The 21,847-nt window shown below is 39.4% G+C and carries 16 protein-coding genes and 5 tRNA genes; 17 read left to right on the top strand and 4 right to left on the bottom strand.

Translation table 11 applies throughout. From position 1 onward, the window contains the following. Positions 1 to 182 precede the first annotated feature (182 nt). Entirely contained in the window at positions 183 to 848 is a 666-nt protein-coding gene (locus tag ACRWQN_RS10885) for an SDR family oxidoreductase (protein WP_434937701.1), read from the bottom strand. Between the two features lie 254 nt (positions 849 to 1,102). Between ACRWQN_RS10885 and ACRWQN_RS10880 the strand changes: the two genes are divergently transcribed. Beyond that, positions 1,103 to 2,512: an anti-phage deoxyguanosine triphosphatase gene (locus ACRWQN_RS10880; RefSeq protein WP_434937699.1), complete on the top strand. Its 1,410-nt coding sequence runs from the start codon at positions 1,103 to 1,105 to the stop codon at positions 2,510 to 2,512. Positions 2,513 to 2,888: 376 nt separating this feature from the next. On the opposite strand, the gene ACRWQN_RS10875 is transcribed toward ACRWQN_RS10880, so the two are convergent. Then, complete coding sequence (locus tag ACRWQN_RS10875; protein WP_434937697.1) at positions 2,889 to 3,785, bottom strand: DMT family transporter; 897 nt, start codon at positions 3,783 to 3,785, stop codon at positions 2,889 to 2,891. 192 nt (positions 3,786 to 3,977) lie between these two features. Between ACRWQN_RS10875 and ACRWQN_RS10870 the strand changes: the two genes are divergently transcribed. Further along, complete coding sequence (locus tag ACRWQN_RS10870; RefSeq protein ID WP_434937695.1) at positions 3,978 to 4,568, top strand: CoA pyrophosphatase; 591 nt, start codon at positions 3,978 to 3,980, stop codon at positions 4,566 to 4,568. On the opposite strand, the gene ACRWQN_RS10865 is transcribed toward ACRWQN_RS10870, so the two are convergent. Further along, positions 4,561 to 4,896, bottom strand: a complete 336-nt coding sequence (locus tag ACRWQN_RS10865) for a hypothetical protein (protein ID WP_434937693.1) — start codon at positions 4,894 to 4,896, stop codon at positions 4,561 to 4,563. The genes ACRWQN_RS10870 and ACRWQN_RS10865 overlap by 8 nt on opposite strands. A gap of 248 nt (positions 4,897 to 5,144) precedes the next feature. Here ACRWQN_RS10865 and asnS point away from each other — a divergent pair, with 248 nt between their 5' ends. Further along, complete coding sequence (gene asnS, locus ACRWQN_RS10860; protein WP_434937692.1) at positions 5,145 to 6,545, top strand: asparagine--tRNA ligase; 1,401 nt, start codon at positions 5,145 to 5,147, stop codon at positions 6,543 to 6,545. Positions 6,546 to 6,626: 81 nt separating this feature from the next. On the opposite strand, the gene uvrB is transcribed toward asnS, so the two are convergent. Continuing rightward, positions 6,627 to 8,645 carry an excinuclease ABC subunit UvrB gene (gene uvrB, locus ACRWQN_RS10855; protein WP_434937691.1) on the bottom strand — a complete coding sequence of 673 codons (2,019 nt, stop codon included), beginning with the start codon at positions 8,643 to 8,645 and terminating at the stop codon, positions 6,627 to 6,629. A gap of 1,020 nt (positions 8,646 to 9,665) precedes the next feature. Here uvrB and ACRWQN_RS10850 point away from each other — a divergent pair. The 14 genes from ACRWQN_RS10850 (at position 9,666) to ACRWQN_RS10785 (ending at position 21,574) form a co-directional block, all read left to right on the top strand. Continuing rightward, a tRNA-Asn gene (locus ACRWQN_RS10850) sits at positions 9,666 to 9,741 on the top strand. A gap of 32 nt (positions 9,742 to 9,773) precedes the next feature. Further along, positions 9,774 to 9,849: transfer RNA gene (locus ACRWQN_RS10845), tRNA-Asn, on the top strand. Between the two features lie 21 nt (positions 9,850 to 9,870). After that, positions 9,871 to 9,946 (top strand) — tRNA-Asn (locus ACRWQN_RS10840). Positions 9,947 to 9,966: 20 nt separating this feature from the next. Then, a tRNA-Asn gene (locus tag ACRWQN_RS10835) sits at positions 9,967 to 10,042 on the top strand. Between the two features lie 36 nt (positions 10,043 to 10,078). Further along, positions 10,079 to 10,154: transfer RNA gene (locus ACRWQN_RS10830), tRNA-Asn, on the top strand. A 247-nt stretch (positions 10,155 to 10,401) separates the two neighbouring features. Beyond that, the gene (locus tag ACRWQN_RS10825) at positions 10,402 to 12,300 is read left to right on the top strand and encodes an EAL domain-containing protein (protein ID WP_434937689.1); all 1,899 of its coding nucleotides are present in this window, start codon (positions 10,402 to 10,404) and stop codon (positions 12,298 to 12,300) included. 146 nt (positions 12,301 to 12,446) lie between these two features. Continuing rightward, complete coding sequence (rsxA, locus tag ACRWQN_RS10820; RefSeq protein WP_235084718.1) at positions 12,447 to 13,025, top strand: electron transport complex subunit RsxA; 579 nt, start codon at positions 12,447 to 12,449, stop codon at positions 13,023 to 13,025. Positions 13,026 to 13,027: 2 nt separating this feature from the next. Further along, a complete protein-coding gene (gene rsxB / locus ACRWQN_RS10815; RefSeq protein WP_434940640.1) occupies positions 13,028 to 13,600 on the top strand; it encodes an electron transport complex subunit RsxB in 573 nt (190 codons plus the stop codon). Beyond that, entirely contained in the window at positions 13,600 to 15,945 is a 2,346-nt protein-coding gene (gene rsxC / locus ACRWQN_RS10810) for an electron transport complex subunit RsxC (RefSeq protein WP_434937688.1), read from the top strand. The genes rsxB and rsxC overlap by 1 nt, the downstream gene beginning before the upstream one ends. Before the next feature lie 2 nt (positions 15,946 to 15,947). Beyond that, on the top strand, positions 15,948 to 17,000 hold the full coding sequence (gene rsxD, locus ACRWQN_RS10805; protein WP_434937686.1) for an electron transport complex subunit RsxD: 1,053 nt from the start codon (positions 15,948 to 15,950) through the stop codon (positions 16,998 to 17,000). Between the two features lie 24 nt (positions 17,001 to 17,024). Then, positions 17,025 to 17,654, top strand: a complete 630-nt coding sequence (gene rsxG / locus ACRWQN_RS10800) for an electron transport complex subunit RsxG (RefSeq protein WP_434940639.1) — start codon at positions 17,025 to 17,027, stop codon at positions 17,652 to 17,654. Further along, complete coding sequence (locus ACRWQN_RS10795; RefSeq protein ID WP_434937684.1) at positions 17,647 to 18,342, top strand: electron transport complex subunit E; 696 nt, start codon at positions 17,647 to 17,649, stop codon at positions 18,340 to 18,342. The genes rsxG and ACRWQN_RS10795 overlap by 8 nt, the downstream gene beginning before the upstream one ends. An 8-nt stretch (positions 18,343 to 18,350) precedes the next feature. Continuing rightward, on the top strand, positions 18,351 to 18,992 hold the full coding sequence (nth, locus tag ACRWQN_RS10790) for an endonuclease III (protein ID WP_434937682.1): 642 nt from the start codon (positions 18,351 to 18,353) through the stop codon (positions 18,990 to 18,992). A gap of 620 nt (positions 18,993 to 19,612) precedes the next feature. Beyond that, positions 19,613 to 21,574 carry a methyl-accepting chemotaxis protein gene (locus tag ACRWQN_RS10785; RefSeq protein ID WP_434937680.1) on the top strand — a complete coding sequence of 654 codons (1,962 nt, stop codon included), beginning with the start codon at positions 19,613 to 19,615 and terminating at the stop codon, positions 21,572 to 21,574. Positions 21,575 to 21,847: the final 273 nt, after the last annotated feature.

The following is a 21,847-nucleotide window of genomic DNA, read 5'->3' as shown; positions in this document are numbered from 1 at the left end:
AAAAAAAATAAAGTCATGATGATTTATATCAAGTTTTAGATGAATTATATCGACACAAGATACCTAGATAGATTTTTGTTTGAACATCCCCTTTACGACAAGGTATGAAGTAGATAGCATTATCAGCACTATGAACTACTCCATCGGCCGCCCTTTTGTCTTCACATCAAAAAAGTAACCATTTACCAAGGTAAAACTTGACCATTTGCATGTTTAAACACCCCTGTTTGGCTTAGATCAAGTTGACTTATTAACTTTATTAGTCGGCCGGCGGATTCTGTTGCTGAAATATCGCCATTATGATTAACCATATCTGTTTGCACATATCCTGGATGGTAAATACCCACAGCGATATGTCTTTCGGCCAAATCAATACTCAGTGACATTGCAGCAGCATTTAACGCTGCTTTAGACATTCTATATCCATAGCGTCCACCGGAACCATTGTCTGCAATAGATCCCATTCTTGAGGTGATCATCGCCACTTTACTTCCATGACTTAATTGATCTTGTAAAGTATTCACAATTAATAGTGGTGCTAGTGCATTTACTTCAAACTGTTCTCTAATGCTACTTATATTTAAATCAAACAGACTTTCATCACGTAATATGCCCGCGTTACAGACTAATATATCAATATGAATACCCCGCAAGCCGTTTACCATTGCAGTGATACCTGAAGCGGTTGCGACATCAACCTCGGTAATGACATTAACCGATAATGCAGCTAATTTATCGGATGATTGACGGCATAAAGCATACACATTAAAACCTAAATCTTTAAAACCCTGTGCAAACGCTAAACCTATGCCACGATTTGCGCCGGTGATGACCACATTTTTACTCATTCCATTTTCCTATTATTGTTGGTTAACGTAAATGATGATTCAACAGATGGTAGTCTCACTCACTCTTTATCCAGAGTAGCAGCTAACTACATATCTTAGTTCAATAAAACTGCTGAACAGCATAGCAAGATTCTAATGGGCAGAGTAATGTTAAATCAGGATAATATTTTATAGAGACTTTCTACCAACTCTAGTACCTTAACGACAGTATGTTTAAACCTATTACTAATATTAATGCATAAGGACACAGGGCTATGTCATCATTGTCAAACACATCATCCAAAGCATTAGCTAGCCTTACTCTGCCTAATGATATTAAAGCCCATGAAAATATATGGCATCAACGTATACTCGGTGAAGACAAGCAACGTAGAAACGATCACCGCAGCCCTTTTCAGCGAGACCGAGCCCGTATACTTCACTCAGCTGCTTTTAGGCGTCTACAGGCAAAAACCCAAGTGTTGGGTATTGGCATGAACGATTTTTATCGTACTCGCCTTACACACTCACTTGAGGTATCTCAAATTGGAACCGGTATTGCTGCCCAACTAAGACGTAAGTATCCGAATCTTAAATATTTACTTAATTCAATGAGCTTAATTGAGTCACTGTGTCTAGCACATGATATTGGTCATCCTCCATTTGGTCACGGTGGCGAAGTAGCATTACACTATATGATGCGTGATCACGGTGGCTTTGAGGGCAATGGTCAAACCTTTAGAATATTAACCCGCCTTGAACCTTATACGCCTGATACTGGTATGAATTTAACCCGCAGAACCCTATTAGGTGTACTGAAGTATCCTGCGCCCTACTCTCAGTTAAGAATTGATACTCATCAAGCCGAGGTTAAACATCATCGCCAGTTAAAACCATCACAATGGCCGCCAGTTAAGGGCATTTTTGATGACGATAAACCGATACTCGATTGGGTACTGTCTAGCTTGACCGAACATGATCAACAATTGTTTCTATCCAGTGAGCAAAGTCTTATTCATCCTGATTACCCACACTTAAAAACAAAGTTTAAATCACTTGATTGCTCTATTATGGAGTTAGCTGACGATATAGCCTATGCGATACATGATCTTGAAGATGCCATTGTCATGGGTATTGTGAGTGCCAGCCAATGGCAACAAGATGTCATGAGTCAACTGCAAGGTATTGAAGACAATTGGCTTAAAAAGGAATTTAACACTATTGGTGATAAACTATTTTCTCACCAACATCACTTACGTAAAGACGCTATAGGCACACTCGTCAATGCATTTGTCACCGCAATTAATATACAAATTAAGCCTGAATTTGATGAACATTTATTAAAATACAATGCAGAACTAGAAACGGATTTTGCACTAGCTTTAAATGTCTTAAAACAGTTTGTGTTTAAATTTGTTATACGCAAACCTGAAATTCAAATGCTCGAGTACAAAGGCCAACAAATTGTAATGGAGTTGTTTGAAGCATTTGCATCCGATCCCGAACGATTACTGCCTTTAAATACCGGTGAACGTTGGACTAAAGCTGCCGAAGCAGATAACAATCCAATGAGGGTGATGGCGGATTATATATCTGGCATGACTGATGGCTTCGCAGCCAGATTACATCAACAATTATTTGGTGGCCAAGCGTCAGGAATGCTAGATCTCAGCCGAGAACCTTAACCATATTAATGTATAGCTTAAACGTCACGCCCTATTCGCTAACCTTTTAACTTTAGCATATAGGGCGATAAATACTTTTATGGGTATGGCTAGGCCCTAATGCAATGTTGATTACAACACTCAGCGACCTAGAAAATAGGATAAATATGGCTAACCTCAGCTCGGGATAATAAACGCTTACCAAACAGCCCTTTGTCTTGCTAACTGTGTTATTTTTTTCACAAGAGTACGTGCAATAGGCCAGCTATTGACGTGTTAATGCGCCTTGTTTTCAAAACAAATAGCAAGTTTGCTACAAAATAAGCTAAATCTGTTGAATTCAGCTTATTGAGCCCATCTCTTAACCCGAGTTGAGGTTAACTAAAGCTCAATCTGCTTATACTGTAGGGTGTTTTTGTTGACCCCAAGATTTGACAAAATAGCGTAATGGTATTTGTGAGACTAAAATGCCCATCAGCATTAATCCACACCCGAGTATTGCTCTAGCATCTAAGGTTTCACCCAGAATAACAATGCCACCAATTGCTGCAAACACAGTCTCTAAACTGAGAATAATGGCAACATGCGCTGGATGGGCATTTTTTTGTGCGACAACTTGTAAAGTATAACCCACGCCCACTGAAATAATCCCTGAATACGCTAGTGCGGCCCAGGCTAATCCAATATTAGCAACCACAGTCGTTTCAATCATCATAGAGACCGTAATACTTAATAAGCCACAGAAAATAAATTGTAAATGCGACAATAATATCGGTGAGTGTTTTTTGGCAAAGTGGTCGATGATCAGGATATGTATCGCCCAAAATACAGCGCCAATTAATTGCAATAAGTCACCATAGCCGATACTCATATCGTCTTTGATGCTTAAAAAATATAATCCCACCACAGCAATTGCACAGCCAATCCATGTATTAACACCGGTTTGATGTTTAAGAATAAGTCCAAGCACTGGCACTATTACAATATATAACCCTGTGATAAATCCAGCATTAGCCGCGGATGTATACTGTAACCCCACTTGTTGCAATGACGCGGCAATAAACAATACTGAGCCAGCACTAATTGACGCTATCAAAAGTGATTTCTTTTGGCCAACTAGTAAGGTTTTTTTATTGGCGAAATACCAGATCAATGGCAATAAACTCAGAGCACCAATAAAAAATCGTAAACTATTGAACATAAAGGGCGCTAAATGTTCCATCCCCAAAGATTGCGCAACAAATCCAAAGCCCCAAACAGCTGCTGTTAACAATAATAATAAATTAGCAATCACAGTTATTTCACCGGAAAAAAGAAAACAAGATTACTCAAGTTGTTAACTGACTACAAGATAGCCTGCTAATTTATCCTTCTAACATAAAAAACAGATAAAGCTTTTTAATCTACGCGAGCTAGGTTAGCCTAATTATTAACAAGTTTGCTAAGCCATTTTATTGATAAGCTTCATCGGAATTAATCACTCACCATGCAATTAAATGAATTTTTGATACGCTTTCAACTGCAACCTCTTTCAGCCAATAACATTACCTCTGCACCAGCACATTATCCTGGCAGAGAAGCCGCTGTGCTTATCCCTATTCAGCAGATTGGCGGTGAGCTATATCTCATCTTAACTAAACGCGCGATGCATCTTCGTCACCATCCTGGTCAAATAAGTTTTCCAGGCGGAAAATTTGAGCAAAGTGATCGTAATGCAATTGATACCGCACTTCGTGAAGCACAAGAAGAGATTGGTTTGCTAAAAACCAACGTCGATGTGATTGGCTCATTTCCACCGCACAAAACATTCACCGGATTTGAAATCACGCCAATTGTTGGCATTATCAAACAACCTTTTAAGCTAACAATTGATCCTGGTGAAGTAGCCAGCTGCTTTAGGGTGCCACTTAATTACTTTAAACAAACGAGTAATCGTCATTTAGGCCAACACTGGCGCAAAGGCAAGTGCTATGAAGTGCACTATATGCCGTTTGAGGATAAATTTATTTGGGGCGTGACGGCTGCGATGATTGACCTATTGTGTCGACATATTGACAACTATGGCTTAATCAAATAACAAAGCGGATATATAAACCGGCAGATAAAGACACTAACAACAACAAGGGAATATTAAACCATACCCCCATCCGCGAGGTAGTTTTTGCATAAAAGTTAACCAACAAATTAAGCAAGCTGACACCCGCACACCACCAAATAATATATTCTAATTTTACCGTTAATGCCGGATCCCAATTTAAACGTACCTCGGCTCCTTTTGATAAGAAGTAACCTACTGCACGATCTGGTCTTGCCTCACCGTAAATAAGTAATGCATAGATAGCCAAACTCCATCCTAACAAAGACAATATGGTTAATATGACTTGCAATACACCTAGCCGTGACATCCTGTATCCTTAAAAACGATAAAAAAACCATTAACTCAAACTTATTCCAATTTAATCTGGAAAGCTAAATCACTCATATCCAGCGACAAACAGAAATATACGTTCATTTCAGCCAGTATTTAAACCTGTTAATTAACACTATCATAATAATATCTCTAGAATAGCGTTTTCAGCTTGAGAAAAGCCACCATAAAGGTAAGATAAAGGCAAAATTACTTACTATTTTAATGTTGGAGAATAAAGCAACAATGAGCATTGCATCTGTCGCTTCTGTATTTAAAGGTGAACACGTCGTTGGTTCGCAAGTCACTGTACGTGGCTGGGTGAGAACTCGTCGTGATTCAAAAGCGGGTATCTCTTTCTTGGCCGTGTATGACGGCTCATGTTTTGACCCAATTCAAGGCGTCGTGCCAAATAGCCTAGCCAATTACAATGACGATGTATTGAAATTGACTGCTGGCTGTTCTGTCGTAATGACCGGTGAAGTCGTTGCCTCTCCTGGCGCTGGTCAAGCATTTGAATTACAAGTATCTGAATTGTTAGTCACAGGTTTTGTTGACGATCCAGATACTTACCCAATGTCGGCTAAACGTCATTCGATTGAGCATTTACGTGAACTTGCGCATTTGCGCCCACGCACTAACATTATTGGTGCTGTTGCGCGAGTACGTAACTGTTTATCGCAAGCTATTCATCGCTTTTATAATGAAGAAGGTTTTATCTGGGTATCTACCCCGCTGATCACCGCCTCTGATTGTGAAGGCGCAGGAGAAATGTTCCGTGTGTCGACATTAGACATGGAAAATCTGCCTCGTACCGCTGACGGTAAAGTCGATTACGATAAAGATTTCTTCGGAAAAGAATCATTTTTAACCGTATCAGGTCAACTAAACGCTGAAACCTATGCTTGTGCATTATCAAAAGTATACACCTTTGGTCCAACCTTCCGTGCTGAAAACTCTAACACTACTCGTCACCTTGCCGAATTCTGGATGGTTGAGCCTGAAGTGGCATTTGCGACCTTAGATGATGCTGCTGAACTCGCTGAAAAAATGCTTAAATTCGCATTTAAAGCGGTACTTGAAGAGCGAATGGATGATTTAAACTTCTTTAATGAACGAGTTGATAAAACTGTTATTGAACGTTTACAGTCATTTGTTAACAGCGATTTTGCCCAAGTGGATTACACTGATGCTGTTGAAATTCTTAAAAACTGCGGTAAAAAGTTTGAGTTCGATGTGGAATGGGGTATCGATTTACAGTCTGAACACGAGCGTTATTTAGCTGAAGAACACTTTAAAGCGCCTGTTGTAGTGAAAAACTACCCGAAAGACATTAAAGCTTTCTATATGCGCTTAAATGATGATGGTAAGACTGTTGCCGCAATGGACGTATTAGCACCAGGTATTGGTGAAATAATCGGTGGCGCACAACGTGAAGAACGTTTAGACGTACTTGATGCTCGTTTAGCTGAAATGGAGTTAAGCCAAGAAGATTACTGGTGGTATCGTGACTTACGCCGTTATGGCACAGTACCCCATGCAGGTTTTGGTTTAGGCTTTGAGCGTTTAGTGTCATATGTGACTGGTGTTAACAACATTCGTGATGTTATCCCCTTCCCACGTGCGCCACGCTCTGCAAGTTTCTAAATCATATTTGTAATAAAAAACGCGCTTTAATAGCGCGTTTTTTACGTCTTTAATTCAATGAATAAAATATTTTTAGTAACATTAGGAAGACATAATTAATTGTTGTCTTAATTGCTTAACCTCATCTCGAACCGCCGCGGCCTGTTCAAACTCGAGATTTTTTGCATGCTCATGCATCTGTTTCTCAAGTCGATCAATTTGATGGCTTAAATCGGCAATACTGACATATTGGCCAATTGGCTCAGCCACCTTATCATAGTGACTGTTTTTGTTGCTACGCTTACCTTGCTTACTGTCACCCATATCCATCACATCTGTGATGTTTTTAACCACACCTCTTGGGATAATTCCATTGGCTTCATTATGCAGTCGCTGCTTCTCACGGCGTCTATCAGTCTCGCCCATAGCTTTAGCCATTGAGTTAGTGATCCTGTCTGCATATAAGATAACTTTACCGTTAATATTGCGGGCGGCGCGGCCGATGGTTTGGATCAATGAACGCTCTGAACGTAAAAAACCTTCTTTATCAGCATCTAGAATACACACTAGCGACACTTCAGGTAAATCTAGACCTTCGCGTAATAAGTTAATCCCAACCAGTACATCAAAATGCCCTAAACGAAGATCGCGAATGATTTCCATCCGCTCGACAGTGTCAATATCGGAATGTAAATAGCGAACTTTAACCCCATGCTCATCCAGATAGTCGGTTAAATCTTCACTCATTTTTTTGGTTAACGTGGTCACTAAAATACGTTCATTAACCGCGACTCTTTTATGAATTTCAGACAATAAATCATCAACTTGTATTCCAACAGGCCTGACTTCAATAACAGGATCAAGTAAACCCGTTGGCCTAACAACCTGTTCGGCAATTTCACCTTCACTTTTATCCAACTCATATTGACTTGGGGTAGCTGACACAAAAATGGTTTGTGGCATCAAGTTTTCAAATTCTTCAAATTTTAATGGTCGGTTATCTAATGCCGAAGGCAGTCGAAACCCATAGTCGACTAAATTAGTTTTCCGGCTTCGGTCACCCTTATACATAGCGCCAATTTGTGGCACGGTGACATGGGACTCATCGATGATAAGCAAACCGTCTGCAGGTAAATAATCCAATAGTGTTGGCGGCCCTTCTCCTGGAGCCCTACCAGATAGGTAGCGTGAATAATTTTCAATGCCAGAGCAATATCCAAGCTCCACCATCATTTCAACATCGTACTGCACTCGCTCAGTGATCCGCTGAGCCTCAATTAACTTGTTGTTCTCGAGTAAATATTCTCGTCTCTCGCGCAGTTCTTCTTTGATGAATTCAGTTGCGGCCAAAATCTTTGATTTCGGAGTCACATAATGGGTTTTAGGATAAATAGTCGTTCGAACAATACGCTTAATGATGTGTCCGGTTAACGGGTCAAACTCACTTAATCGTTCTATTTCGTCGTCAAACAGCTCAATTCGAATTGCATCTCTTTCAGAATCAGCAGGAAATATGTCAATCACTTCACCACGAACCCGGTATGTACCACGCTGAAGTTCAATATCATTACGCTTGTACTGCAATTCACTTAGCCGGATCAATATGTCACGCTGCCCCATAAAATCGCCTTGGCGCAGATGTAATAGCATTTTCAAGTAAGAATCTGGATCGCCTAAACCATAAATGGCTGAAACAGAGGCAATCAATACCACATCTTTACGCTCTAAAAGTGCTTTGGTCGCTGATAGTCGCATTTGTTCGATATGAGCATTGACCGATGCATCTTTTTCAATAAAGGTGTTTGACGCGGGGACATAAGCTTCAGGCTGGTAATAATCATAGTAAGAAACAAAATATTCAACCGCGTTATCGGGGAAAAACTCTTTCATCTCACCATAAAGCTGAGCTGCAAGTGTTTTGTTAGGCGCCATAATAATCGTTGGACGTCCCATAGTCTCGATAACATTGGCAATGGTATAGGTTTTCCCCGATCCTGTAACACCTAGCAAGGTTTGGCTGGCAATACCATTGCGTATCCCTTCGACCAACTGCGCGATTGCGGTTGGCTGATCACCTGCCGGGGTATATTGAGAGGCTAAACGAAAAATCTTTTCTGGCACGCAGGTTCTCTAATGATTAAATGTCGCCATTATCATAATAAAAAATAGCCATTAACCCTAGATAATATTTTATGGCGTTGTAAACGAAAAAATTAATGTATAACGATTTAACGATCAAATGATGAAATAATTAAACAGGATCTAATTTGCCAGTAAACAGCTCAATTACTAAGCTAAACCGCAGTGAAAACTGCAATTTAATGCACAATGCTTGTTTGAAACTGATTACATTTTTGCAACAGTGAATATGTCGTGGTAAAGAAACATGTTGCATTTTTTTACTGTATAAAAAACAGTTACTTAATCACTTGCTAAATAAATCTACCATTTTAAGTTGAACTGAGGCTTAATCAGCGTTTGCAGGCAACAAAACAGAGTAACCCACAAGCTTATCCACAGATTTAGTGGATAACTCATACAACCTCAGTCAGGGTGCGGGGTTGACGTTATGGTCAATTCATTAAAGTGTCATCTTGGCTTGATGAAAGTTTATTACATTTGAAAGCTAATCTCACCTTGCCATGAACACAACAGCATTGTCCCTTTCTTTTTGCATTGTCCAATAACATGCCTAAACCACATCAAGCATACTATCAAAGGAGCTCTCCCCAAAAATAGTTGCTACTTCAAATTCAATATAATCTAAAGTCTTGCATTAGAAAATTACTGTGTACTTATATACCCACAAAAAATGTTGGCTAAGTAGTGCTATTAACCTAATTGTTGATTTTACAGAACTAATAAAAAATTGATGCGATTTCTCTAACACAACTAAAAATGTAATTACTTCATTTACTTGAGTGAAGTATCACCATATTAGATAAAATATTATTATCAGCTGATAATTGCTACCCACTAAAAACTACCAAATTTGACAATAAGTGCTGAAAAGTCGTGCACGATGCACATTACATGAGCAGTTAACAAGTTAATTGCACTTTTTTTTATAACTCGAGTTGACTCATGCTACTAGGCGTTTTACTATGCGCTCCGTTCTCAGCAATACATTGCTAAAACGATTCCCCAGTAGTTCAGTCGGTAGAACGGCGGACTGTTAATCCGTATGTCACTGGTTCAAGTCCAGTCTGGGGAGCCATTAGTAAAATTGTTAGGATAATATTATATAATTCCCCAGTAGTTCAGTCGGTAGAACGGCGGACTGTTAATCCGTATGTCACTGGTTCAAGTCCAGTCTGGGGAGCCATATAATATCACATTTAAGTATTCCCCAGTAGTTCAGTTGGTAGAACGGCGGACTGTTAATCCGTATGTCACTGGTTCGAGTCCAGTCTGGGGAGCCACTTAAAAGTATTTGATCAATTCCCCAGTAGTTCAGTTGGTAGAACGGCGGACTGTTAATCCGTATGTCACTGGTTCGAGTCCAGTCTGGGGAGCCATCAAAACTAATAGCAATAAAAATAAGTATCCTCAATTCCCCAGTAGTTCAGTTGGTAGAACGGCGGACTGTTAATCCGTATGTCACTGGTTCGAGTCCAGTCTGGGGAGCCATACTTCAATTTCTTATTAAAACTTGTTATTCACCCCCCTATTAGTATTAAGCAAATATTTAAATAACTGCTAAAATATAGTCTATTCAGGCTAATGTTTTCAGATGTATAATCCTGTTATCCTTCACATCCTTTTAATGACCCCGTTTATAGGGCTTACAAGAAAACTCAAAAGCTTAACTTGTTTAAATATTGCTCTGCCTTTAGTGTTAGTTAATAAAGGATAACTTTTATAAAATGGATATGTTATGGGCTTATCAAAATCCTTTCATCTGGTACTGTTAATCGTCTTCGGCTTGCTCTTTTATCGAATTTATACCATTGAAAACGACCAGGTCAGAATACAAGGCGATGCTGCACGACAACATTTCGCCGAATATATTGAGAAATACAGTTATTGGACTGGAAATGGTGATGATTTATTTAAGACATTCAGCAGAGACTATGACTTCCAGTTTTTCCAATATGTGCATAACTCCGATAGCATCCATAACTTTACTTATGGTTCGCTAGCAAAAACAGACCAATCGTTTGCAGATACCGTATTTAATATCGACCTTGGATATAGCTTTACTTTTCCTGATGGCCGTATGCAAGTGAAACTGAACCCTATTGCAGCAATAGAAACCAGTCTGTACAAACTTGAACAAGTCACTCAGCTATTAATTTTGGCCTACGTGATTCTGATGCTGTTATTCACCATACTCATTTTAGTGCATAAACGTCGAATCAAGTATGCGGCACAATATATTGATAACATTTCCACACTTTCTTTTCAGGCGGTAGAAATGTCACGCCTTAGGGGCGTATTAAAACCTCTGGGTAATGCATTAGAAAAGTGCCGTTCCAAACTAAAAGAAAGTTTAGAGATCATTAGAATTGATAATGACAAACTCACAAAAGAGGCCTATCAAGACCCAATTACTGGTTTCTCAACCCGTCATAGATTCAACGCATATTTAGAAAAAATAACACAGTCACAAAAAAATCTTTTTGGTACTTTAGTTGTCGTCAAAGCATCTGAATTAACCAATGTGAATCAATTATATGGACGGATTGCTGGCGATAATTATTTAGCAAAATTATCAGACTGTATACGTAATGCAGCCCCAAGACAGGCAAAACCAGAACATTTTAGAATCTCAAGTAGCGATTTTGCGGTTTTTTTGGATGGTGTTTCTATTAAAGAAAGCATTAATTACATCGAAAAACTTAAACAACAACTCGATGACTATACTCAAAGTACTCAACAAGATTCAGTTGCTCACATAGGAGTCGTACCCTATACGTCTGACAATGATCCAATCACTTTACTCGCCATGACAGATTCAGCGGTCAGTATTGCGCAAACCTTAGGACCCAATCGTTATCACTATTTAGAGAAGTTTGACGGTAATGAAACATTTGGAGATGAACATTGGAAAATCACCATCAACGATATTATCAATCGTAGGGGGATAAAGTTTTTCCAACAACCCATTTTACCCTGTAATACCGACAACGACTTATATCGTGAATTACTCGCAAGATTTTACAATGCAGAAGGTAAACATCTACCTACGGCATCAGTTATTGCGATGTCAGAGCGATATGGTTTAAGTATTGAGCTAGATAAAATGATTATCACCAGTACCTTACAATTGATGAAAGAAAATCCATTACTAACAGGTATGTTGGGTGTTAACATCAGTGCAACATCAGCCTTGCAAGCAGTTTTTGTTTACTGGTTAAAAGAGGTATTAACTCACCATCGTACAGAAGCATCTAGATTAGTTTTCGAGGTCAATGAGTCTGGTATGCAAACTAATTTAACGGCAAGTTTTAATTTTGTATCAGAAATACATAAAGTAGGTGCAAAAGTTGCTGTTGAGCGATTTGGTTTAGGTTTTACCTCGTTTAAGTTTTTCAGAGAGGTTCGCCCTGATTACATTAAATTGGATAATAGCTACAGTAATTCGATTGAATCAGACAATAACAATAAATTTTTTGTTCGAATGATTGTCGATATAGCAAAGCGTCTTAATATTTTGGTTTTAGCGACAGGGGTTGAACGTCAAGATGAAAAGCTAACCCTAGAGAAGTTATTAGTCGATGGCCTGCAAGGATACTATATTGCCAAACCAGATAGCGTTATTAACACTGATTAATAGGCTATTAATTCATTTTCTGGCAAGCAATATGAACATTTTTTATCAAGGTTAATGATTATCTCGTTAACCTTGTTTTTTATCCGTTGTTTATCAGTGCTAAACCTTAGATAATACCCAGATGTTTTATTAGAAAATGTGCAGCAATGACAGAGTATCTCCTCTTATTGATTGGTACCGTACTGGTCAACAACTTTGTATTAGTTAAATTTTTAGGTTTATGTCCGTTTATGGGTGTATCCAGTAAACTGGCATCGGCTGTGGGTATGTCTATGGCTACCACCTTTGTACTTACTTTAGCCTCGATTCTTAGCTATTTAACTAACGAGTTTCTACTACAACCATTCGACTTATCCTACTTACGTACCATGAGCTTTATTTTGGTGATCGCTGTGGTTGTTCAGTTCACTGAAATGTTAGTTCAAAAAACCAGTGCAACTTTACATCGTGCGCTAGGAATTTATCTACCTCTTATTACGACTAACTGTGCAGTGTTAGGCGTAGCCTTGCTCAACGTTAATGAAGACCATAACTTTATCCAATCCGCTGTTTACGGATTTGGCGCCGCGGTTGGTTTTTCTTTGGTGCTGATTTTGTTTTCTGCGATGCGTGAGCGCCTTGCGGCGGCAGATGTCCCCTTGCCATTTAAAGGCGGCGCGATAGCAATGATTACCGCAGGCCTTATGTCACTTGCCTTTATGGGCTTTGCAGGGCTGGTTAAGTAATGATGACAAGCATTTTTATTGCAGTAGCTGTCTTAACGATAGTGGCCATTGTTTTTGGCGTTATATTAGGCTTTGCTGCAGATAGATTCAAAGTTGAAGGCGATCCGATAATCGATCAAGTTGAAGCATTACTACCCCAAACTCAATGTGGTCAATGTGGATATCCAGGTTGTAGGCCATACGCAGAAGCCATTGCTAATGGTGATAAAGTCAATAAATGCCCTCCTGGTGGCACAGCCACAATGGAAAAGCTCGCTGAGTTAATGGGAGTTGATCCAGAACCACTGAATGCTGAAGCCCAAGAGTCGGTTAAAAAAGTCGCTTACATTCGGGAAGATGAATGTATTGGTTGTACCAAATGCATTCAGGCATGCCCAGTAGATGCTATTTTAGGCGCTGGTAAGCTAATGCATACCGTTATTGCCAAAGATTGTACTGGCTGTGACTTGTGTGTTGAGCCTTGCCCGGTAGATTGTATTGATATGATCCCTGTTGAAACAACCCTTAAAAATTGGGACTGGAAGCTCAATGCCATTCCTATTACTGTGTTGTCTGAAACTCGAGAGGAAATATAGTGTTAACTTTATTAGAACAATTAGATAAAGGCTCACTGTGGCAATCTCCTGGTGGCATACATCCACCTGAGCTTAAACACCTTTCTAATCAACAACCGATAGCTCGACTGCCATTAGCGAAACAATTCATTGTGCCTGTACCTCAGGTGGGTGATCAAGCTCGATTAATTGTCGAGTTAGGTCAATCTGTGTTAAAAGGTCAAGTGTTAACTGAAGGGAGTGGGTTTATCTACTTGCCAGTACACGCTCCCACTTCAGGCATAATTATGGGTATTGAACCTGTTGCAAGTAATCATGCATCGGGTTTGCCCGTAATGAGCTGTATCATTGAAGCAGATGGTTTAGATACCTGGTGCGAGTTAGCACCCTCGGATATTTTATCCGTTAGTAATGATGAAATAATCGCTAGAATTAAACAAGCTGGGATTGCGGGTATGGGCGGTGCGACCTTTCCTACTCATATTAAGCTCAATACCGCCAGTAAAATTGATCTCGTGATTATCAATGGTATTGAATGCGAGCCTTATATCACATCAGATGATCGCTTAATGCGTGATTACAGTAATGAGATATTGGCAGGTATAGAGATTATTTACCGCGTGATTAAGCCGCAACGGATTATTATCGCTATTGAAGATAATAAGCCAGAAGCGGTTGAAGCAATGAAAGTTGCTATCAGCCACAGTCAGTTGCCTCCAAACAGTACCAGAGTAACCGTAATACCAACTAAATACCCTTCTGGGGGCGAAAAACAACTTATTCAAATTATCACTGGCAAAGAAGTGCCTAGTGGTTGCCTACCTTCTCAATTAGGGATAGTGGTCCAAAACGTCGGTACCGCATTCGCCATTCAAGATGCTGTCATTCACGGCAAGCCTTTGGTTGAACGAGTAGTCACATTAACCGGTAACAATATTCACCGCCCGGGAAATTATTGGCTGCCCATCGGCACGCCGATTTCAACCGTACTTGATCAAGTTAATTTTAGCGTCGAACAAAATCAAAAAGTGATTATTGGCGGCCCAATGATGGGCTACGCTATTCAAAATACCAATGTACCTATTCTTAAAGGGACTAACTGTATTTTGGCGCCATCTGCTACCGAAATAGCTCCTGACAGTGTAGAGAAAGCCTGTATTCGCTGTGGTGAATGCGCTATTGCTTGTCCTGCACTATTATTACCACAACAATTATTTTGGCACGCAAAGGCAGAAGAATATGACAAAGCCGCTAGTTTTAACTTACAAGATTGTATTGAATGTGGCTGCTGTAGTTATGTGTGCCCAAGTGATATACCGTTAGTTCAATATTATCGTATTGCGAAATCAGCACTTAAAATTGAGGCTGAAGAAAAAGTGCAAGCTGATAAAGCCAAAGTGCGATTTGAAGCACGACTACAACGTTTGGAAGATGAAAAGCTAGCACGCGAAGCCAAAGCCAAAGACGCGGCAGCAAAACGACAAGCAAGTATGAAAACTACTGACAAAGATGCTGTTGCCGCTGCTATGGCACGTATTGCCGCTAAAAAAGCATCTGCCACGCAAGATGATAATGTCATGGTGACAGAATTAACGCCTAACACACAAGTTAGTCAACAAACCAGTAACGATGTTAATAACACCTCTGACAAAAAGACCGCTGTCAGCGCAGCAATTCAAAGAGCGAAGGCAAAGAAAGCCGCCCAAGTGCAAAATAGCGATACTCCAGCGACTGATAGAGTCGTACTTGATTCCACACATGCTAATAATACTGAACCAGTTAAAGCAGCCTTATCGCAACAAGAAAGAGCTGCGGCTGCTGTTGCACGTGCCAAAGCCAAAAAGGCATTGCAGACACAGCAAGCTGAAATCGTTAGTACTGAACAAGCGAATAGTGACGAACTTGACGATCTGATAGCTGACGTCGCGGAGCGACCTCATGTGTCAGCACAAGATGCAGATAAACAAGCCAGAGTGGCTGCGGCAATTGCTAAAGCAAAAGCTAAGAAATTACAGTCAGTAGTGGCTGACAACACAATAGCTGACCAACTTGATAAAAGTGCAGAATTAGCTGCGTCAGCAGAACATCAGCCAATCTTGACAGAACCAACAAATGATATAAGCCAAAGTCCGGATGACCTTAAAAAAGCCCGAGTTGCTGCCGCAATTGCAAAAGCAAAAGCGAAAAAAATGACATCAGTAGCCCTAACGGAAGAAGCGCCAGTAGGCAAAAGTACAACTAATATTACATTAACAAAAGACAGTGTAGCCGAACATACAGTACAAGATAAACAAGCAAAAATTGCCGCAGCAATTGCTAAGGCAAAAGCTAAAAAGCTCGCTCAACAAGCAGAGAAAGAGGATTAAACATGGCATTTAAAATTGCCTCATCACCCCATGTAGCCACCACACTGCAAACGGCTAAAGTTATGCAACGCGTTGCTTTATGTCTAATACCTGGAATTGCTGCACAGCTGTATTTTTTCGGCTTTGGGACTTTATTACAAATCGTGTTGGCTGTCATAACCGCTTATGTGGCAGAGGCTGTTATATTACGCCTGCGTAATCGTCCTATAGTCCCCACACTAGCAGACAATAGTGCACTGGTAACAGCCCTTTTACTGGCCATTGCAATTCCCCCGCTAGCCCCTTGGTGGATTATCGTTATTGGTACACTTTTCTCTATTGTTATTGTTAAAAATTTATACGGTGGGCTGGGAAATAATCTTTTCAATCCTGCTATGGCTGGCTATGTTTTGTTGTTAATTTCTTTTCCTGTGCAAATGACTGATTGGGTATCTCCTGTGTCTGTAGCACAACATTCGGTTGACTTATCCTCTGCATGGCATGCGGTTATAGGCTCATCGTCAGAATGGGTTGCTATAAACCATAATCTTGCTATTGATGGCACCACGATGGCCACGCCGTTAGACACCCTTAAAACAGATTTATCTATGGGGCTAACCACTACCGAAAGCTTAACTAAACCGATATTTTCTGGAATGGTGGGCGCTGGCTGGTTTGCCGTCAATCTTGCCTTCTTAATAGGCGGATTAATCATGTTAAAGCTCAACGTGATCCGCTGGCACATTAGTACTGGAATCTTAGTCGCTTTGTTTGTGTGTTCCAGTTTTGGCTTTTTACTTAATCCAGATACCCATGTCAGCCCAATAATGCACTTATTTTCCGGTGGTACCATGTTGGCCGTTTTCTTCATTGCCACCGACCCAGTCACTGCAGCAACGAGTGCAAGAGGAAGACTCATTTTTGGCGCCATGATAGGTATACTGATTTATGTTATCAGAACTTATGGCGGCTATCCTGATGCGGTTGCATTTGCTGTTTTGCTAGCCAACATGTGTGCTCCATTTATCGACCACTATGTTCGACCAAGAACTTATGGTCATCGCTCAGGGAGTTAATCTGTGTCATTAAAAGATAATTCAATGCTTAAAAACGGCACAATCCTCGGTGTATTTGCACTGTGTTGTACCGGTTTAGTTGCCGTGGTCAATGGCTTAACCAAAGATACCATTCACAAACAACAAGTCGCTCAGTTAAGTCAAACATTAACCCAAGTGATCCCTGCTCAATATCATGATAATGAGCTAGTTTCACAGTGCATTTGGGTTAACTCCCCTGATTTACTCGGCACATCTGATGACTTACCCGCTTATATCGCTATGAAACAACAGCAGCCGACAGCAATAGCTATAGAAGCAATTGCCCCGGACGGCTACAACGGCGCGATTAAGATTATTATTGGTATCGACAACGATAATAGCGTACTAGGAGTTCGTACCCTCACCCATCAAGAAACTCCCGGTTTAGGGGATAAAATTGAGTTAAGAAAATCCGATTGGGTAACTGAATTTACTGATAAAATTTGGGAACAAGAAGATAAATCCTGGTTCGTAAAAAAAGATGGCGGCCAATTTGATCAATTCACTGGCGCCACAATAACCCCAAGAGCATATGTTAAAGCCATTCGCAATGCGGTCGCCTTTGTTGAGGCTAATCGCAAAGATTTGTACCTAGGTGGACGACCTTGTGGAGAAACAGAAACACATGAGTAAGTATCAAGAAATTGCCAAGCAAGGCTTATGGTCAAACAACCCCGGATTAGTCCAGCTACTCGGTTTATGTCCGTTATTAGCGGTTACCGCGACAGTGACAAATGCGTTGGGTTTAGGCCTTGCAACTTTATTAGTATTGGTAGGTTCCAACATTTTAGTGTCTTTAGTTCGTGATCTTGTGCCTAAAGAAATCCGCATACCGGTTTTTGTGATGATCATTGCCGCACTCGTCACCTGTGTTCAATTACTGGTTAACGCTTATGCCTACGGCTTATATTTATCCCTTGGAATATTTTTACCATTGATAGTGACCAACTGCGTCATTATTGGCCGTGCCGAAGCATTTGCATCTCGTAACTCCCTCGCCCACTCGACATTTGATGGCTTAATGATGGGGTTAGGATTTACTGCTGTGTTAATAGTTTTGGGCGCAACACGTGAAATTATTGGTCAGGGAACCCTATTTTACGGCGCGGATTTATTATTAGGTGATTGGGCTAAATCATTAACCATACATCTTTGGCAAGTTGATAATGCCTTCCTGTTAGCACTACTACCACCCGGTGCTTTCATTGCAATGGGTTTATTAATTGCACTTAAAAATTGGATCGATGATGCGATAAGACAACGTCAGCCTAAGGTGCAAACAGAGGCTGTAGCCCGCGTAAGAATTACTAAAGTGAGCTAGCATTACTGATGAATAAAGATAAGCGTGCACAAATCCTAACCCGATTAAGAGATAACAACCCTAAGCCAGAAACAGAGCTTAATTTCAGTTCGCCCTTTGAATTGTTAGTCGCAGTTACGCTCTCGGCACAAGCTACCGATGTCAGCGTAAATAAAGCCACCGACAAGTTATTTCCTGTTGCCAATACTCCACAAGCTATTTACGACTTAGGTGTCGATGGTCTAAAGAACTATATTAAAACGATTGGCCTGTATAACAATAAAGCCATTAATGTGGTGAACGCCTGTAAAATGCTAATTGACCTTCACGGCGGTCAAGTACCCGAGAATAGAGAAGCATTAGAAGCCTTGCCTGGTGTTGGGCGCAAAACCGCTAATGTTGTACTCAATACAGCATTTGGCTGGCCAACTATTGCGGTTGATACACACATTTTTAGAATGGCAAACCGGACTAAATTTGCCCCAGGTAAAAACGCCGACTTGGTTGAGCTTAAAATGCTAAAAGTGGTACCGAGTGAATTTAAAGTCGATGTTCATCACTGGTTTATTTTACATGGTCGCTATACATGTCTGGCGCGAAAACCACGTTGTGGTAGCTGCATTATTGAAGATTTATGCGAGTTTAAAGAGAAGATTTATCCTGAAGAATAACACCAATTAAATATAATATTTAATGACTTAACTATCTGAAGCATTGATTTAAAAACAAATTATTATTGAGTCACTCTGGGCTTGTTCTAAAAATAACCATTAGCATAAATTAAGCACTTTAAACGTTTTTAAATAACATAAGAAAATCTTCAGATTTTTAACAAACTCCATAATTATAATTTAGTAGTCGCTATCCGATGTCTTCCATTGACTGGACTAAGAAAATACACCGTCCATATTGTTTGATAAACCACGTTATAGATATCTAGATAAAATAACTACCTATTACCTTTGATCATATTTTTCATCTAATATTCAAATAACAGGCTATAGTAAATTAGTTGATTGTTAATATCTGCAATGACTGTTAACTGTCTCAATGTATAAATGCTTCAAAAGTTGCTTATTTGAGTTAATTAACATTGCAAAATACTATGCTATTGAACTAAGAAACTTATCTTAACTCACGATTATATCTACCTGATAAGTCTATTTTTTATAAATAAAACAGTTGCTGTAGAACGAATCGTTACAATAACACCAACATCATCTACATTTAAGGGATCTAATAAAGATGTTTAATCGTACTCGTTATGGGCAATTTTATTGGAGTAAAAAGCATGAAACGTTGGCTATCTCGTCACTTATCTGTGTTAACCCTTGTTCCTGTTATTTTCTTAATTCTGTTTATATGCGCTGATATCGTTCGTGCATATGGTTCTCTTGACCAAGCTAACAAAACTATTGTTGATGCAAAACTAGTAACAATTACTAGTCATTTAGTTCATGAATTACAGAAAGAGAGAGGCATGTCCGCAGGATTTATTGGCTCTGAAGGGGTTAAATTTGCTGCTGAAATTAAACAGCAAAGAATGGTTACTGATAAGCAAATTCTAAATTTAATAAATTTTATAGATAAAGCTGACATGGATGCCAAAAGTGCTCAGGACATTGCCCAACTTATTAATAATCTAAAGAAAATAGAACAAGTTCGTATAAATGTTGATTCTATTATGATTTCATTAACAGACGTACTCTCCTATTACACAATAAATAACCAAATCATATTAGACTTGAATGGATATTTAGCTTCACAGTTGGAAGAAACCACCTCTGCAGAAAAATTTTTGACCCTTTACAATATTTCCTATACCAAGGAACAAGCAGGAATTGAAAGAGCGATACTTAACAGTGTATTTGCTAGTAACACTTTTACGCCAGCATTATTCAGTTCTTTCATTGAACGAGTGACTAAGCAAAATACCTACCTTAAATCGACTTATATTGTTGCATCACCAGCGTACAGAAAAGTATTAGATGGTTTTGTTGAATCAACACAAAACCTAGAAGTGCTTAGGTTTCGTGAAATAGCAGAAAAAAATAGTGGGTTTAATGTCGATGCTAATAGTTGGTTTTCTGCAGCAACGTTACGAATAGATGCGTTAAAAGTTGTTGAACAAAAGTTACTTGATGAGACATCTCAATATGCGATGGATAAAGTAAATTCAAGGCTACTGGTAATTCTTATTGAGAGTGCTGTGTTGATTTTGATGCTGATTTTAGCCTATTCAGTGTACAGCACCTTAAAATTAAGAGCATTACAGTCATATGAAATAAATCGGTTTATGAAGAAAATTGATACCGAAAAAGATCTAACTGACTCAGTAGAAATAATGACTGAAGACGAGCTAGGCAGAATAGCCAAGTTAATCAATATTACATTTTCAAATATAAGAAAAGATTTTGCCAGTTTTCAAGAAAATGCTCATAAAATTGGTGTTGCGACCATGCAAGCATCAAGTGCCTCAAAGGAAAGCAAAGATAGCTTGATGCAATTGCAAATTGATATTTCTAGCATCGCTAGTGCTACAGAACAAATGAATGCGTCGATAAAATCTGTGATGGAAAATATGTTAATTGCCTCGGATGAAGCAGCAAATGCAGCAAAAGAAACTGTCAATGGTGAGGTCGCGGTAAAGACTTCGATGTTGGGTGTATCTAGGACTGCAGAGGAAGTGGCGAGAGTTGGTGATACGATCACTGAGTTGAATACCCGAGTTAACGATATTTTAGGAATGGTAGATGTAATCAAGTCGGTTGCTGAACAAACTAATCTACTTGCATTAAATGCTGCTATTGAAGCAGCAAGAGCGGGTGAGCAAGGCAGAGGATTTGCAGTGGTAGCGGACGAAGTTCGCTCGTTGGCTCAGCGAACTCAACGATCAACTGAAGAAATATCAGGCGTTGTAGATGTACTTAAGCGCAGTTCACAAAAAGCATTCTCAAGCATCGAAAGTGGCAATCAACAAGCTAGGGAGGCTGTAGTAAACGCTCAGAAAATTTCAACAGTTTTAGAAAAAATAGTCAATAATATTAAATCTGTTGATGATGTAACACGTGTTATCGCCATATCAACACAGGAACAAAGTGATGTTATTCAAGACATTAACTCTAATGTCGGCAGTATAAATGATCAAGCACGAAAGAATGTGGTAGGAGCAGAACAATTATCTGCATCTAGTTTACAATTATCGCAAATTGCCAAAGATATGGAATCACGGATTCAAGTTTATAAATTTTAGAATTAATGGTTATTTTTATACAAATCAAAAAGTAAGCTTTTGAAATACTTTGTTCTGAAATGACAACCGTTCTTTTAAATAACAAATCGTTCTAAATTCTCACTTGTAAAAATCGTCAACCACTTTGAGTTTAAAATGCTCAAAGTGGTACCGAGTGAATTTAAAGAGAAGGTTTACCCCAATGAATAAGCGTTTATGATTAAGTTGGGATCAAAAAAGCCGCTAATGCGGCTTTTTTATTATTTAGCATTAATGAACTATTGTGCTCTTAAA

This window comes from Shewanella sp. HL-SH8 (genome assembly GCF_051165765.1).
Classification (GTDB): domain Bacteria; phylum Pseudomonadota; class Gammaproteobacteria; order Enterobacterales; family Shewanellaceae; genus Shewanella; species Shewanella glacialimarina.
Note: the sequence above shows the minus strand (reverse complement) of the source record. Positions and strands in the feature narration are given on the sequence as shown.

Bases quoted from the DNA above. Each gene is read 5' to 3' on its own strand.
- ACRWQN_RS10885 (WP_434937701.1), bottom strand. From the start codon at position 848: ATGAGTAAAAATGTGGTCATCACCGGCGCAAATCGTGGCATAGGTTTA.
- ACRWQN_RS10880 (WP_434937699.1), top strand. From the start codon at position 1,103: ATGTCATCATTGTCAAACACATCATCCAAAGCATTAGCTAGCCTTACT.
- ACRWQN_RS10870 (WP_434937695.1), top strand. From the start codon at position 3,978: ATGCAATTAAATGAATTTTTGATACGCTTTCAACTGCAACCTCTTTCA.
- ACRWQN_RS10865 (WP_434937693.1), bottom strand. From the start codon at position 4,896: ATGTCACGGCTAGGTGTATTGCAAGTCATATTAACCATATTGTCTTTG.
- asnS (WP_434937692.1), top strand. From the start codon at position 5,145: ATGAGCATTGCATCTGTCGCTTCTGTATTTAAAGGTGAACACGTCGTT.
- ACRWQN_RS10825 (WP_434937689.1), top strand. From the start codon at position 10,402: ATGGGCTTATCAAAATCCTTTCATCTGGTACTGTTAATCGTCTTCGGC.
- rsxA (WP_235084718.1), top strand. From the start codon at position 12,447: ATGACAGAGTATCTCCTCTTATTGATTGGTACCGTACTGGTCAACAAC.
- rsxB (WP_434940640.1), top strand. From the start codon at position 13,028: ATGACAAGCATTTTTATTGCAGTAGCTGTCTTAACGATAGTGGCCATT.
- rsxD (WP_434937686.1), top strand. From the start codon at position 15,948: ATGGCATTTAAAATTGCCTCATCACCCCATGTAGCCACCACACTGCAA.
- rsxG (WP_434940639.1), top strand. From the start codon at position 17,025: ATGCTTAAAAACGGCACAATCCTCGGTGTATTTGCACTGTGTTGTACC.
- ACRWQN_RS10795 (WP_434937684.1), top strand. From the start codon at position 17,647: ATGAGTAAGTATCAAGAAATTGCCAAGCAAGGCTTATGGTCAAACAAC.
- nth (WP_434937682.1), top strand. From the start codon at position 18,351: ATGAATAAAGATAAGCGTGCACAAATCCTAACCCGATTAAGAGATAAC.
- ACRWQN_RS10785 (WP_434937680.1), top strand. From the start codon at position 19,613: ATGAAACGTTGGCTATCTCGTCACTTATCTGTGTTAACCCTTGTTCCT.